Source organism: Micromonospora sp. DT228 (genome assembly GCF_049841595.1).
In the GTDB taxonomy this organism is placed as follows: Bacteria; Actinomycetota; Actinomycetes; order Mycobacteriales; family Micromonosporaceae; genus Micromonospora.
Genome location: NZ_JBNCKO010000002.1, coordinates 1 through 14,477, shown reverse-complemented (window position 1 = coordinate 14,477; position 14,477 = coordinate 1). Strand labels below are relative to the sequence as shown.

The 14,477-nt window shown below is 63.5% G+C and carries 13 protein-coding genes and 1 pseudogene; 5 read left to right on the top strand and 9 right to left on the bottom strand.

Annotation, left to right across the window (positions count from 1 at the left end):
• Positions 1 to 3: 3 nt before the first annotated feature.
• From ACLQ29_RS03260 to ACLQ29_RS03250, 3 genes are all read right to left on the bottom strand, one after another.
• Entirely contained in the window at positions 4 to 270 is a 267-nt protein-coding gene (locus ACLQ29_RS03260; protein WP_425770176.1) for a hypothetical protein, read from the bottom strand.
• Positions 267 to 1,889 (bottom strand): FtsK/SpoIIIE domain-containing protein, encoded by a 1,623-nt coding sequence (locus ACLQ29_RS03255; protein WP_425770175.1) that lies wholly within the window; start codon positions 1,887 to 1,889, stop codon positions 267 to 269. The genes ACLQ29_RS03260 and ACLQ29_RS03255 overlap by 4 nt, the downstream gene beginning before the upstream one ends.
• A gap of 148 nt (positions 1,890 to 2,037) precedes the next feature.
• Complete coding sequence (locus ACLQ29_RS03250; RefSeq protein ID WP_091402451.1) at positions 2,038 to 2,433, bottom strand: transcriptional regulator; 396 nt, start codon at positions 2,431 to 2,433, stop codon at positions 2,038 to 2,040.
• A 1,056-nt stretch (positions 2,434 to 3,489) separates the two neighbouring features.
• On the opposite strand from ACLQ29_RS03250, the gene ACLQ29_RS03245 reads away from it, so the two are divergent.
• A complete protein-coding gene (locus tag ACLQ29_RS03245) occupies positions 3,490 to 3,927 on the top strand; it encodes a hypothetical protein (protein WP_425770174.1) in 438 nt (145 codons plus the stop codon).
• Here ACLQ29_RS03245 and ACLQ29_RS03240 read toward each other — a convergent pair.
• The 3 genes from ACLQ29_RS03240 to ACLQ29_RS03230 all read right to left on the bottom strand — a co-directional run bounded on the left by ACLQ29_RS03240 (position 3,917) and on the right by ACLQ29_RS03230 (position 6,524).
• The gene (locus tag ACLQ29_RS03240) at positions 3,917 to 4,693 is read right to left on the bottom strand and encodes a glycosyltransferase family 2 protein (protein ID WP_425770173.1); all 777 of its coding nucleotides are present in this window, start codon (positions 4,691 to 4,693) and stop codon (positions 3,917 to 3,919) included. The genes ACLQ29_RS03245 and ACLQ29_RS03240 overlap by 11 nt on opposite strands.
• The gene (locus ACLQ29_RS03235; RefSeq protein WP_425770172.1) at positions 4,681 to 5,502 is read right to left on the bottom strand and encodes a GntR family transcriptional regulator; all 822 of its coding nucleotides are present in this window, start codon (positions 5,500 to 5,502) and stop codon (positions 4,681 to 4,683) included. The genes ACLQ29_RS03240 and ACLQ29_RS03235 overlap by 13 nt, the downstream gene beginning before the upstream one ends.
• A 149-nt stretch (positions 5,503 to 5,651) precedes the next feature.
• Positions 5,652 to 6,524, bottom strand: a complete 873-nt coding sequence (locus tag ACLQ29_RS03230; RefSeq protein ID WP_425770171.1) for a hypothetical protein — start codon at positions 6,522 to 6,524, stop codon at positions 5,652 to 5,654.
• 350 nt (positions 6,525 to 6,874) lie between these two features.
• Between ACLQ29_RS03230 and ACLQ29_RS03225 the strand changes: the two genes are divergently transcribed.
• From ACLQ29_RS03225 to ACLQ29_RS03210, 4 genes and pseudogenes are all read left to right on the top strand, one after another.
• Positions 6,875 to 7,282 carry a GntR family transcriptional regulator gene (locus tag ACLQ29_RS03225; protein ID WP_425770170.1) on the top strand — a complete coding sequence of 136 codons (408 nt, stop codon included), beginning with the start codon at positions 6,875 to 6,877 and terminating at the stop codon, positions 7,280 to 7,282.
• A 495-nt stretch (positions 7,283 to 7,777) separates the two neighbouring features.
• On the top strand, positions 7,778 to 9,142 hold the full coding sequence (locus ACLQ29_RS03220) for a protein kinase domain-containing protein (protein ID WP_425770169.1): 1,365 nt from the start codon (positions 7,778 to 7,780) through the stop codon (positions 9,140 to 9,142).
• A 3-nt stretch (positions 9,143 to 9,145) separates the two neighbouring features.
• Positions 9,146 to 9,445, top strand: a pseudogene (locus ACLQ29_RS03215) (DNA methyltransferase); the annotation flags it as partial.
• Between the two features lie 357 nt (positions 9,446 to 9,802).
• On the top strand, positions 9,803 to 10,477 hold the full coding sequence (locus ACLQ29_RS03210; protein WP_396683804.1) for a hypothetical protein: 675 nt from the start codon (positions 9,803 to 9,805) through the stop codon (positions 10,475 to 10,477).
• On the opposite strand, the gene ACLQ29_RS03205 is transcribed toward ACLQ29_RS03210, so the two are convergent.
• From ACLQ29_RS03205 to ACLQ29_RS03195, 3 genes are all read right to left on the bottom strand, one after another.
• A complete protein-coding gene (locus ACLQ29_RS03205) occupies positions 10,454 to 11,527 on the bottom strand; it encodes a hypothetical protein (protein ID WP_425770168.1) in 1,074 nt (357 codons plus the stop codon). The genes ACLQ29_RS03210 and ACLQ29_RS03205 overlap by 24 nt on opposite strands.
• Positions 11,524 to 13,404, bottom strand: a complete 1,881-nt coding sequence (locus tag ACLQ29_RS03200; protein WP_396683390.1) for a hypothetical protein — start codon at positions 13,402 to 13,404, stop codon at positions 11,524 to 11,526. The genes ACLQ29_RS03205 and ACLQ29_RS03200 overlap by 4 nt, the downstream gene beginning before the upstream one ends.
• 481 nt (positions 13,405 to 13,885) lie before the next feature.
• Positions 13,886 to 14,086 carry a hypothetical protein gene (locus ACLQ29_RS03195; RefSeq protein WP_396683392.1) on the bottom strand — a complete coding sequence of 67 codons (201 nt, stop codon included), beginning with the start codon at positions 14,084 to 14,086 and terminating at the stop codon, positions 13,886 to 13,888.
• Positions 14,087 to 14,477 lie beyond the last annotated feature (391 nt).

Below are 14,477 nucleotides of genomic sequence, written 5' to 3'. Positions count from 1 at the left end.
CGGTTACCTCCGGGCCGGGCCGACGCGGGTACGGATGTGGTCGGGTGGCTCGCCGAGGGAGGCCACCGCTTCGGAGAGGCAGCGCCACAGCGCCCACGCCTCGTCGGGGGTCAGGTACATGCGGCGCCGGCCGCCCCCGACGGCGAGATAGACCGGGTACGCATCGGGCCGGGCGGGGTCGACGCGCACGGACACCGCCGTGCTGGTGGCGCCATCGGTGCCGGGTGCGCGGAGCCGGTAGAAGGTTCGGCCATCGGTCGGTGCGGTCACCGCGGCTCACCCCCGTCGGTGTCCCGGTCGAGGATGTTCAGCAGCGAGTCGGGCAGCAGCGGCCCGCGACGCTGCCGAGGCAGAGGTGGGCGGGCCGGTTCGGTGGCGGTTTCCCGGCCGACCTGGGCGAGGATGTCCGCCGCGTCGGCCGGTGCCGGGTATTCGGCGGCTAGCTCCCGGATGTGGTCGTCGGAGATGTAGGAGAAGCGGACCCGCGCCGGTTCGGGGGTGCCGTCGAGGATCACGTAGCCGACGCCCTTGGCCCAGCGGGGCATCTGGTCGGCGAGGGCACCCCGGTTGCGGGCACCGTCGCCCAACACGAGGTCGACTTGGGCGGCCTCGGTCAGGCCGAGTGCGATCCGGGTCGGGAACAGGTCCCGGAACGGCAGCACCTCTTTGCGGGGGTCCTGCAACGCGGCCACCACCAGGACGCCGACGCCGGCACCCTGCGACAGCAGCAGCCCGAGCGAGCCGGCGATGCGCTTGCGCAGGTCAACGTCTTGGAGGTACGCGGTCAGTGCCGCCATCTCGTCGATGACGACCACGACCAGGGGGTCATCCAGCGTCGGAGTGTGGACCCGCACCGCGCCGGCAAGCCGGGTCTGCCGCTCCCGCATGACCGTCACGGCCTCGTCGAGCAGATCTGCCATGGCCTCGAACGACTTGCAGGCGAACCGGGCGAACAGCGGCCGACCCATGGCGAACTCCATGCCGCCCTTGGGGTCGATCACCCAGAGCCGGACCAGCCCGGAGGAGATCCCGCCGGCCAGGACGCGGACCAGCGACCACAACACCGAGCCCTTGCCGGACCGGGTGGCACCGCCGATGAGTACGTGTGTGGCGAGCAGGTGCAGGCACCAGTGCCGCAGGTCTTCCCGCCGAGCCAGGGGTAGGGCGGTGAAGTCGGGCACCGATGGGACGTCGAACGGGTCGACCAGGGTGCGCAGCGCGTCCGTGCGGACTACCACCAGGTAGACCACCGACGGCCGGTCGCGGAACCGCAGCCGGTCCACCGCGCCCAGGACCAGCGCCCAGTAGCCCGACCGGATCGGCGGGTCATCGGGACGCTCGGAGCAGACCCGGGCGTGCCGCCGGCCGAAGGCGTACGCGAGGTTCGCTGTTGCCTTTTGGAATTCCTCCGGTGTCTGGCCGCGGACCATGCGGATGGTCAGCACGTCGAGCGCCTGATCCGAGCGGACCCGCAGCAGCTCGGGCAGGACCGTGCGATGGTCGTACACCTTGGCCAGGCCGCACAGCGTCATGGCCTCACGCCAGGCCCGCCGGTAGACGAAGAGCTGACGGAACCGGCCGAGGATCGGGCCGGCGCACCAGGTCCACCAGGACGACTCGTGCCGCCATCGCCACAGCGCCGACACGGCGGCGGCCAGGACCACGGGCACGATCACGCCGGTACGGCCGAACTCGCGGTAGAGGTTCACCCCGGCCACGACCAGGCCGACGGCGACCGGGTGGCGAAGGCACCACCACAGGCCCCGCCACATCCACCGCAGCACCAGGCCGACCGCGATCAGCCAGACCGGCAGCTCCAGCCGGCGCGGGCGGATCACCATCAGGTCACCGGCGGTGGTCATCACGACCTCGCCACGCGGCCGGCGCATCATCGCGCACCCGCCACTGTGGGCCGCCGCAGGACGGCAGGCATACGCTTGGACATGTCACTACCTCTCTCGACAGAGCAGGGGAAAGAGACAGAGGGCGGGGCTGCCGTCCGCCAAGACCTGACAGCCCCGCCCCCACCAGATGCGGCTACTGCGCCGCCTTCGTCGCCACGCCCGCCGGGGCACGCATCCCGGTCGCCCGCAGCGAATACGCCATCCGACCGTTGTTGCCCACGTACGGCGTGACGGTCATGCCGTCGAACTCCACCGCCTCGAACAGGCCACCCGTCGGTGGCACCGGCTGGTAGTCCGCCGAGATCTTCACCGTCGTCTCCCGCGACCGCTTCCCCAGCTCCGGATCCAGGTCCATCACCCGGACCTGCCACACCCGCTGGCCGGTCAGCTTGTCTTTCGCCGGGCTACGCCGACCGGTCTTCTCGTCGTAGTCCTCGACCTCGCCCAGGGACTCGGGCACCAACGCGCACCCGGCCGGGAACACGTCCTCACACCGCACCGCGAACCTCGTGCCGCCACGCAGAGCCATCGCTTCAACCTCCAACTTGTTAACTTGTCTGCCAAGTTGAGATCCAAGGTAGACGGCACTTGGCAGACAAGTCAACAAGTTCCCCGGAAGACTCACCTCGTCCCGGCCTCCGACGCAGACGGACGCCTCAGCGATCGCTCGGAGGAAGCCCGCAAGCAAACTCATCCGGCTCCGATAGGAGCGGTGCTCCCGGGAGGCGCCGACCATGTCTTCAAGTCGGCGGTTCACCGAGACGGCAGGCGGTTCGGCGAGGACTCACCACAAAGGCCATCACCCAGGTGGCCGTCCGTCACCGCTGGAGCCAGTTCTCCGCCCCGGGTGCCACGCCGACTGCTACTCGCCCGGCTACCACGCCCGTGGCCTACCGTTCATTGAGCTCTCAGCCGGCATCCGTCACTTGCTAAGTGGGGAATATTCGATGGATATAGCAACTGGCGATTCGGCGTGTTAGCAAGTTGCTAGGGAAGCCGGTGGGTAAGTTGAGGCACGCACCGAAGGTTAGGTCTGGAACGTTTACAAGCGTTGAACGTTCAACGCGAAGCGAAACCGTTCTGGAACCCGCCCCACTACTGCCGGTCGTCAAGGCCGGCACGGAGGAAGCCCCCGCTCCCGGCCAGTCAAGACGAGAAGCGGAGGCTCCGCCCGAGGAGGGATGGGCCTTCCTAAACGGAGGGCTCATCCCCCTCACCTTTGGCATCGGTTCCCACTACCACCAGCGTCAACACTCTGATGATCAGAGCTACCAGCTCAATCAGCGTGCCAACTCCAGCCGTTCGGGACCTCCGCCGGCCACCAGGAGCGCCTCTTTTGCGGCCCCGGCTTCTTCTGCTTGGCATAACAATGATCTCCAAGTGATCGGAGAGGCGCTGGTCGCCTACTGCGGGGTAAGGAAGACGACCGCCCCGCCAGTTGGTGATCAGTGAAGTGCCATCGTGATGCTAGCGGCCCATCGGAAATTGATGATGCGACGCGCGCGCGGGAACCTGTGACTTATGAAGCGGTTGCCTCCCGAACCAATGCGTGTAGAGCGAAGACCGGCAGGGAACCAGTGATCCCATGAACAACGGCAGCCGATCTGTGAATGAAAAGCACTCACGTCCGACGGGCGTAGACGACACGACTGTCGAAGCCCTCGGAGAGCTGAGCAAGGCGCTGGAGACGATTCATCGAGTGCGGGGACACCTGTACTCGGCACACCAGCTCGTCGGCGGGGCGGATCTCACCCTTGACCGGGTGGTGAAGCTGCTCCGCGAGGCCGGGCACGACGAGACGGCCAACCGGGTCGAGCACGAGCTGTTGGGGCGCAACGTGCTACCCGGTCGGTGGACGTTCCAGATCGTGGAGGAGTTCGACGACGGCTACTACGCCGCGTTCCAGGAGATCGAGCGTGACGCACGGGAGAAGCTGGCCGGCGGTCGGCGGCACATCTTTGAGGCGGAGATGAAGGAGCGGCGGCGTACCCACGGGATGCCAGGGCACGAAGCTAAGCCGTAGCGCTGCCGCCGAAGCCGTTCGGGATCATCGAGGCCAGCGCGTTGGCTCGGGCCTCGATGATCCTCATTCGTGCCAGGTACTCGGCTGGTTCCCGGTGCGCGGCCTGGCTGGTGACCTGACCGGGCCACTTGCGGTAGAGCAAGCCGTACTCACGGGTGAAGTAGCCCGAAGTGACGGCGTTGGCGGCGAGCAGGAGACCTGTGTCCTCTGAGGCGGGCAGAGCCATCCAGCCGCCCAGGGCGAAGACGAGATCTCGCCGCAGGCACAGGGTCGCCGGGTGCACCGACGCCCGGTAGTCGTTGGCCTGCCAGAACGACAAGACCGAGCCGCGGTCGATGGGACCGCCGACCGGGTCCTTGTCCCATCCGGTGGTCGAACCGTCGGGCAGCAAGTCGAGTACCCGCGAGGTGGTCCAGCCGATCTGCGGGTGCGCGTCGAACGCGGCGATGTCCCGGGCGAGCGCGCCGGGGGTCAGCTGGTCGTCGGCGTCCAGGACCTTGATGAGTTGCCCGGAGACTCGGGAGAGCGCGAGGGTACGGGCAACACCAGGCCCACCGGGACGGCCGGTGCCCAGACTGATCCGGGGATCGTCGGGCAGCGCGTCGACCAGGGCGCCGGTCTGCCCGTCCTCCTGGACGAGCCATTCCCAGTCCCAACCGTCCGGCATCTCCTGCTTGGCCAACGACTCGTAGGCGCCAGCCAGGTGCTCGATGCTGGGCGCGTGGACCGGGGTGATGACCGAGACGAGCTGCGTCAAGTTTTCCACCGCTGGAGTTTGTGGGAGTAGACAAGCTCGGTGCGGTCGCCCGGCATCACCACGTCGGCGACCTCAACGACCCGGCCCGTGGTGTCGGTCGAGGTCTTCCGCACGGTGAGCACAGAAACGCCCGGGTCAATGTCCAGCAACTCCGCCTCATCCGGCGACGGCGGACGCGCCCGGATCTCGTCGTCGATCCGGTCCAACTCGACGCCAAGCGTGTAGAGCTGGTGCTGCGTCCCGCCCGGCCACGGCTCCTTGCCCGCATCGAGCAGGTCAGGGTTCGCGGCCACCAGGTCGTACGGCAGATAGGAGTACGACACGGTCAACGGCGCGTTCTCGTGCCGCGACGACGTCCAATAGACCCGGCGCAGCAGCGCTGTACCCGGCTCGACCTGTAAGGCCGCAGCCATCTCCGCATCAGCTTCCACCCGGGAGTACTCGGCGTGGAACTTCAGGTCGTCGACGGTCAGGCCGGTGTCGTGCTCGGTGGCGCCAGTCTTCAGCCGCTCGCCCTCGTCGAGCAGGACGCGATCCTTCTCCCACTGGTACCGCTCGGTGTTGCGACGACGTACCCGCTGCCGGGGTGCCCGCACGTAGGTGCCGCGCCCCTGCTCCGCGCGGACCAAACCCCATTCTCGGAGCTGCCGGATGGCGTTGCGGACGCTTGTGCGTGACAGGCCCGAGGTGTCGGCCAACTCGGTCTCGCTGGGCATCAGGGTGCCGGGGGCCAGTTCGCCGCTCACGATCTTCGCCCGCAACTCTTCCGCGAGTTGCAGGTAGCGAGGGCGCCAGTCCCGGCCTTGCACACCGGTCACCGTACCCCCTAGACGTTCCAACGTCTGCCAGGTGGTCCCGCCGGCGGGCCGCTCAGGAACCGGCGGTACGGCTACCGCTGCTCGCGGTGGCCGCGCAGGGCGCAGGCCAGGAGTACGAGGAACGGCTGAGCCTCGACGGGTGTTGGCGTTCACCGCGTCTCTCCGGCCCGCTCGCCGCCTTCTGCCGGTGTCAGCATCTCCAGCTGGGCGTACACCAGTTCGTCGATGAGCCGGTCCACCTGCGCGGGCGACAGAAGCACGGTCTGCGTCGCGCCGTATCGGGTCGCATCGAGCTTCACGGCCAGGTCCCGGCGTGCGAACCGGTCGACGATCAGTTGGACAGTGACCCAGCCGGTCCGCTCCCGTCCGATGGTGGAGAGAAGCCCGCGGTGCATCGGGTCGTTCGGTCCACAGCCTCGACACCAGACTGGGCACACGACCGGCGCGACCGACGACGGTGCCCGACCCTCTGGAATGGCAGCGCCCTCACTCATCGCCGGCCCCTGCTGTCCGGTGGCCTGTGCCAGCGATCCGCGAAGTTGCTCGACCAGTTGGGCTGCCTGCGGCACGGACAGCTCCGCCCAGGCGTTCCCGGCCCGGCACGTCACGTGAACACCGACCATGGGGCCACCCAGAGCCTCACTGCTGATGAGGTACGTGACGACGAGCCCGCCCGCCCGGCTCTCGCCGACCCGCTGCATGGGGCCGCGATGACGGCGAGCCATGTGCGTCATCACGGGCGGCACCAGGTAGCCGCAGCGCTCCGGGGCGCACCAGTCCGGATGGCTCGTGACGGGAGCCGGCTTGTTCGTGGGACTCATCGCCGCCACCGCCCACCGTTGCTTCGGAAGAGCTGCGCACGCGTCATCAAGGGCGCGTACCGGAGCACAGGCAATTGCTGGGTGACGCCCGCTGACCACCGCGGCGAGGAGGTCGTAGAAGCCGCGCGAGAACTCGCCCGACCGATGCTGCTGGCACCCCGGGCGGTTGGGTGCCTCCGAGACCACCAGGACGAGAACCAATGGTGTCGACGATGAGAGCCGGACATCGCACCTCCACAGGTAGGCGGGAACCGGTGGCCAGCCACGGGGGAATGCGGCCGGCCACCGGCCCGGATGAAGGCACGGCGCACCGTCCGACGCCGGACGGGTCGGGTATCGCCGAGCCAACTTGTACGCGCGGCTACCGCAACCGGTCCGACAGGACGCCGCGCATTAGGTGCGACCAGGTCCGACGCGAGACCACCCCTGATACGAGCCATCACTCCAGCCGCACACCAGGAAACGTATCTACAAGTGGACGAGTTGTCTAGACGTCGAAACAGGTCACTTGGTTGGCACTTGGTAAGACAAGTGCCAGGTACGGTGAGCACGTGCCCACCCCGCACTACGGAGAGCCCCGCTATCGCGTCATTGCCGACACGCTGAGGGAACGCATCGAGAGCGGCGTCATCCCGCCAGGCGCCCTCCTGCCAGCAGAGAGCGCCCTCAGCGCCGAATTCCAGGCAGCCCGCGGCACGATTCGTCAGGCCATAGCGGTCTTGCGGGATGCGGAACTGGTTGCTACCGAACATGGACGCGGCACCTACGCGAGCGTTAAGCGACAGGAGAGCGGTCTGGACGGGCCTGACTCGGAAACACGAGAACGGAAGATCCCCGCCAACTCCGACCTCGCAGCCCTCTTCGACATTAATGTCGGGGCAACTATAATCGAGCAGCAGCGAATCGACCGAATCAATGGAGCCGTCCGAACAGTCGTTAGAACCTACCGACCACTCTAACCGAAAAGGGGTATAGGCGTTGGCAGCCTCGATAAGCCCTTAATATGGCCCGGGCCGGGGCCAGGCGCTCGCTCAGCTCCGTTACTGCTGCGACCATTCTGACGCGATCCACTCGGGAGTCATTGGAACGGCTGACTTAAGGCTACGGCGGCCCAGACGATGCCCCGGAGACGCCGCGATACGACGAGAAGGCGGCGGGCCGGCACCGAGATATTGGGGTCCGGTTGGACGCCAGACAGAGTAGACGGTCCAGGTTGCGGGCTGCTGGCCACAGCTGCCGCGCTCACGCCGAAGCTGCCCGCGGCGATCTGCCTCCGACGACAAAAGCTCGACACCTCAGGTAAGAAGTAGGACATAACCTCATGTTGCGGGCGAGCCTACGCCGCTCGACTGTAATCGGAGATGAATCGCCGGATTGGCTGGTTCCCATCGCTATCTTCCTACCGGTAGCGTTAGTCCCTCTCAACCCACTGGATGGCTGGAGAAGGGCAACGGGTGGCGGCCAGCGACCGATACCGGATGATCCGCGCTCTCGGCGTAGGGAGCTACGCGGAGGTGTTCCGGGCTGAGCATCGCGAAACCACAGCGATAGTGGCCTTTAAGCGGGCAAAGCAATTCACCGAAGCGAGAGACCGAATAAAGCGCGAGATTGAAGCCCAAAAGCGGTTGGCTCACCCAAATGTTATGCCAATCTCAGATCATGACGACACGTTCAGCTGGTATGCAATGCCCTTGGCGCTGGGCTCCCTCGCGGACCTCCGAAAAGATCTCGCCGAAGATGATCTGGAAACCATATTGCTGGACGTCGCGGCCGGACTGAAGGTGGCACACGAAGGACGACTAATCCATAGAGATATATCGCCAGGCAACATCTTTGGGATGCCGACAGGAACAGGCAGCCACATTCGATGGCTAGTCGGCGACTGGGGAATGGTGAAGCACCCGCCCGAGGTCGCTTCGAGGCCCTTGACGAAGACTGGCGACCGCATGGGTACCCCAGGTTTCGACGCGCCGGAGCTTGATGTGGATCCTAGCGCTGCCACGCCAGCGGCTGACGTGTTTAGCTTAGGACGAATTGCTGCGTGGTTCGTCTCTGGGAAGCCAGCGCACACAGCTTTTCCAACGCTCCCCGATGGGGATTTCATTCATTGGCGACCGTTCGTGCGGGCCTGCACTGTCCCTGAGGTGGGCCTTCGAGTCCAAACGATCGATGCTCTGCAAGAAATGCTACGCCAGGTCCCTGAGAATCGCGATGTCCCGCTGCACCTACAGGCTGGCCGACTGATTCAAGGGCTATTGTTCGGAGAAGTCGAAAACCTTGGGGCCCTCTTCTCGCTCGCCGAGACCTACCCGAACGATCTCGCACTATTTATCGACTACGTTGCCAGAATCCCGAGCAGCCAACTACCTGCGTGGACTGCCAAGCACCCGGAAAGGGCTGCCAATGTTGCGTCCTTGATGGCGAAGCACTTGATAGCAGGACCTTGGGATGACCGTGACCCTGAGTACGCTGCTACCCCCCTCACGTTTGTGCTGACGGTGCTTCGCTCACTAGTCGACGTACAGTCTCTCGGGCTGGCGCAGGACGTAGCAACCTACTACTTTGCGGCGGATGCCCAAAGAGGCGACGGTGGCCAGAGGGCTAGGACGCTGGAGTGGCTGGCGGAACTGGACGACGCCGCGGCGCGTCCGATCAGTCGTACCATCGCGCCTCGTCCCGAGCTGGTGGAGTATTACCGGGAGCCAGGCTGGCACCCCAGCAACGTCGTCCTGCAAGCCATGCTGACGCCAGCACCGAGCTCGGAGTTTGCAGGCAGCAGGGGGCCTGTAGCGAGCCAGCCAACCGCCGTGGTGGAATAGGCTGTGCAGCACACCACCGACGGGTCGGGAACCACGCAGACGACACCCCTTGGCGCCACCGTGCCGCCAGAGCCTGGCTCTGGCAAAGGTAGGAGTCATGGCACAAGCAGCAGTGAGCCGTTTGACCGGTGGTTCCGCTACCCCGCTGGATTCGCGTCTGACTACGTCTCGCTCCTACTCCAACAGCTTGGACTCAAGCAGGGCAGCCTAATAGTCGATCCATTTGCAGGCACCGCGGTCACCGGGACGTCGGCTCGGCGTTTAGGCCACTCGTTCATTGGCATCGAGGCGCATCCAGCGATAGCAGAACTCGCTTCGATCAAGCTCCAGAAGCCGCCGGGCGATCCTAGCATGCTTATAGAAACAGGACGCCTCTTGGCGGAAAAGGTGCGTGCCGCACCGATTGTCGGCCCTCACGACGATTTGCCTGAGCTAGTAAGGAGGTGCTTCACCTCCGAAGTTCTGTCAACGCTTATTAGCATGAGAGAAGCTATATGTGCTAGCGGCAGCCCATGGAGCACTTATCTCAAATGGGCCTTGCTCAGCACATTACGAGATGTTGCGTCTGTCCGCGTAGGTTGGCCTTACCAAAACCCCGGGATGCAGCGGAAGCCGAGGCATTCAGATCCTCTATCGCGATTTGTGCGGCGGCTTGAGTGGATGACCGAAGACATACAAAACTGGGACTGGTCCGCCTCTAAACAAACTCAAACCATTGTGACCGGAGATTCGACTCGACACTCCAGCTGGGAGAGCATTGCCCCGGCTTCAGCCGCTGGATGTGTCTCGTCTCCGCCCTATCTCAACAATTTTGACTATGCCGATGCGACACGCTTGGAGCTGTATTTTTGGGGAGAAGTGAAGACATGGGCTGAAATGTGCTCAACGGTCCGTGCAGGCATGGTTACTGCCACCACTCAACAAAGTAGCGTCATTGGCGCAAGGTCGGCGGAGGATTTCCTCGCGAGGCACGGCAAGGTGGCGGACGAGGTCAAAGAACTGGTAGCGGACCTCCGAGACCAACGCATGTTGCGACCGCGAGGCAAGGAGTACGATCGAGTCGTTCCTGAATACTTCGCGTCAATGAGCCAGATCCTTGCCAACCTGTCTCTAGCCTTGGCGGCCAATTCAAGCGCAGTGTGGCTGGTGGGCGACAGTGCGCCATATGGCGTCTATATCGACACGCCCGGAATCATCGGCAGGCTAGCGCGCGAACACGGATTCAGCGTCGAGCAAGACATCAAATTGCGCAAAAGAGGTCAACGATGGTCGGGGAACGCAGCCCGGCACAATCTCGAACTGTCGGAAAGGCTAATCTTGCTTCGACGCGGGTGAGTGGTGGCCAGCCCTCGGGGGTATTTCTTCTCGCAGAGGCCGCGGTTCATTTCGTGATTGATCGAATGCATCGAGCAATCGTTTGCGGAGCGTATGGGTATCCGCTGGCCGGTCGAAGGCGACAGACTCGTAGGCCAACTCCCCCGCGGACGCCCTAAACGCAACCACGAGTTGATCGAACGCTGAAGCCAACCTGTCGTGGTTTAGATTCGGACGTCTGGCGAGGTCGCGGCCCAGGAACGACACAACATCTTCACGATACCTCTCAGGAATGTACAGGCGGCTTCTCTTTTCAGGATCCCCCTTATCGATAACAATTCGATGCGCCAAACGACGACGAGCTTCGGTTAACGCATAACCACTTACTAGCTGTTGCTGCTGCTGAGACCGACCGCGACCGTTCCCGGAAACCAACTCGGCGAACCGCTCAGCTCCAGCGAATATGGCGCGGTTAAGGGACCCGCCTTCGGGGTCCCGATTATCCCACTGGGGGACGGCCCGCTCTGGAGAGTCCGAGCGGTTCACAAGGATAGAGATCGTGAGGCCGACGGCGATGGCTTGCATAACCTCGCGGCCTTGGCCCGTCCGCAACTCAACCACCTGCACGAGGCGCCCGCTACTCCACTCCCGATAGAGGTCCAACGCCTCACGTTCGGCCGCGCCGGTTACAGATTGCGACAGTACGACGTGGCCGTCCGACAAATCTTCATGCATTAAGATTTCGAGTATGAGTCGCCCTTCCACACCGACCAGAATCGTGCCCTCGCCCACGTCGGTCACTAACGGACTTCCGAGCTTGTTGAGGCGCCTGACCAAGTCTTGAGGAGTCGGTGGAATTTTGGCCAATCTGTCTCGAAGGCTCTGGCCCCGCACAAGCGGATCAAAGAAACGTCGGCAAAGCTCTTTATCGCCCTTCAAGGTTCCCGGCAATGAGTCATAGGTGAGAGCCCACAACTGCGTGAGATCACGCGTTAGTACCGAAACCTCTGAGGAGGTTAGAACCGCCGGCACGCCGAACAGTGAACGGTGAGTTTCTCTCTTGGGCGTCACAACGATACCGGCTCCGCTAGATAGCCGCGCTGTTGGAGCTTTTCAATCTTCTGGCGATCTAGCTCACTGGAGGCGGGTGTCAATTTCGGCATTCTTTCGAGGGGGAGGATGACGACGATTTGGTCAGACGGGTTCGCGAGGGCACGGGCAGCGAGGTAGTCGAGTAAAGCGCCCATTCGCTCCTCATCGAGGTAAGACCCGAACTCGTCCAAGGCGATGAGCCTATTTTCAGATACCGGCCCTTGGTCCAACTGGGCGACCCTGGCGTGTGTGTATGCGAAGGCCTGCTGTCCACTAGAGAACGCTGCGAGCGGAATCTCATTCGGCCCTTTGGCCCCCGTCCAAGTGACCGTGAGACTGGACGAATCCAGCTGAATGTCTCTAGCGCCATCGAACAATGCCGCGCTGAGAAAGTCATCATTAAACCAACCGCGAACCTGGTCGGCAAGCCATGACCGCGCAACCAAGTCCCAGCGCGAATTGCGCGTCAGCCCTGTCGAGGGCGAACGGAGCATTCCATAAAGTCGCTGGAAGGCTTGGGCAACCGAAGACGTCGCGCGATAGCTAGTCTCAAGTCGATCTCGTGCGACTGCGAGCTTCCTGGAGAGGAGATCCAGAACTTCGGCATGTCCCAACCGGTCACGTTGAGGAAGCTGGCGGAGATCTTGATGAGCGGCTCGAAGCCAAGCGTACCGCTCATCGGTCGCGAGTTCCTTACCGACTTGGAGGATCTGAGCGGCCCGCGCCTCTGCCGTTCGGCTCGCCTTCTCGAACTGCTGCTGTGTGGCGATGTGGCGGCGAGTCAGCTCATCGACGTCGGCGAGATGGCGCTCCCTCCGTCCGCGGACGCGTCCAGGGTCGACGTGCGCCTCTTGGCAAAGTCGGTGCAGCTCAGCGGCGAGTGCAGCCTCGTCGAGCCCTCCGCCCAAGAGGTCCAGGGCTTGACTCAGACGTGCCTCGTCACCTTGCAACGATCGACTCTCTTCGTCGAGAATGTTGCGCGTAGCAACGAGCTCTTCGACAGTACGTGCGGCCTGCTCTGGCAGTTCCTCGACGGCCTTTCGCAGCCGTTCCTCAGCTCGGTGAAGATTAGCCGTCGCTGAATCGAGCTCATCCAACATCTCAGCCATCTGCGAAAGAGCGTCGAGCTGATTGCGAATGCCGTCCATATCCGACTCGAGCTTCTCCGCTTGGGCAGAAGGCCGGCGTTGCGCGAGCTTGTTCGCTTGAATCTGACACAAGCGACGTAATTGCGACACGGTGATCGCAGGAATCGATTCGGTTTCCTCGATCAAAACGCTCGTTGCAAGGTCGTGGCGCTCCCCGTCCTCCAGTCGATCTGCAAGGTCGGTCAAGACCGAGATGAGCATTGGCGTCGCATTTACTTGAGGAAGAAGATCCCCCATCTCTGTTAGACGCTTACCCAAGACCGACCTAAGTTCTGATATAGACTCCCGCACCGGCGCCACACCCGCGGCGGCTGCTACTTTTTCTAGAGATGTCTGCACCAGCCGAAGGGATTTATCCTGCCGCACGAGATGCTTTTGCGCCAAATCAAATTCACGCTCCGCCGCTTCATTGGCTGTCTGCGAAGCGCTTGCGCCTTCAATTTGCTCGTCGATGACTCGCTTCTTGCCATCCAAATCGTTGAGGCGCCGCCGTATTTCTCGAAGTCTGGCATCGATTTCCGGCCCTCGACCACGGACCTGATCCAGGCGACCGGCAACCTCAACAGCCTTCTCTAGGAGGCCCGCGAGCCTTTTCCCTTCTTCGAGGTCTAATGTCGCGGCATCCAAAGCCTTGCGGGCTGAATCCGCCGCATGTAACTCCTGCGGCAATTGAGAGGGAAAGCAATCGCTTATTCTTTCCTGGATCACTCCAATAAGCTTGTCCAAGCCCTCTTGGCGGTGTCCCGCCTCGTCTTCGAGCCAAGATGTCAGGTCTCGCTCTGCCTTGAGGACTCTACTCGCCAATATGTCTAGCGGGGTCTCCGTCGTCAGGATGTGTGAGACCCTCAGAACGTCTGGAATGTCAGTCGCCAGCGCAAGCGTTCCGTCCATCCTGACGGAGCCCAATAGATTGCCAAGGGGTTCTGGTTTCGTTGGCCAGCGTTTAGGGTCGAGATCTATCTCGATTGCCCGACCCCCGTGAAGCCCGGTCACCTCGACGCGAGCAGACGCGAGGTGTCGACAGAACGTCTGCCAGGCCGGGATGTCGTCCGCGAAAGGCTGATCACCCGTGCAAAGACGAAGTAGTTTTATGGCATTGGTCTTGCCGATACCATTATATCCTTCTATCTTACAAATTGAGAAGTCAGGGATCTCTTCGATGATCCGGAGTCCACGGGTCGTCTCTGCGTCAATTTTTATATGCACGAGCCACAACTTTCTCTGCCGCGTCTGAAAGTTCGAACGAATCGGATGCAAGCACCCGAATTATCTCGACATCTATCGCGGTCAGGTCGGACTCAGCTTCACCTTGGGAGGCATCGTCCAACCGCAAGAGGGTGGCCGCCAGTTCCTCGACGACCTGCACGGCGCGTTTTCCCAGATCAGTCATCCCGTAGCCCCAACCGTCGTCCTCGTGGGAGGCCCTGGATACTACCCGGGTTCCGCTCGACAGCGCTCGCCCGCATCTGGGCAAGTTCAAGTTGTCGGGTAAGCGGAACAGGCTTGTGGAATTGTCGTGCAACTGCCGGTCAGGCAGGTATGCCGTCTCGGTATTGCTGCCGATTTCTTCTGTTCTGGATCAAGGCGCCACGCTCCGCGCGGCGCGGGCGGTGAGCCGGCCGGCGGCAAGCCGCCCCGGCCGCCTTCGGCGCCGGGGCGGAGAGCCACCGACTGCCGCCGGACCGCCGCCCCGAACTCCACTAACTAGTACGGCAGCCGCCGTTCGTGAGGTGACCTCGGGTCCCGCAGGAATGAGGACGGCCACCGCATGATCGTCTGTG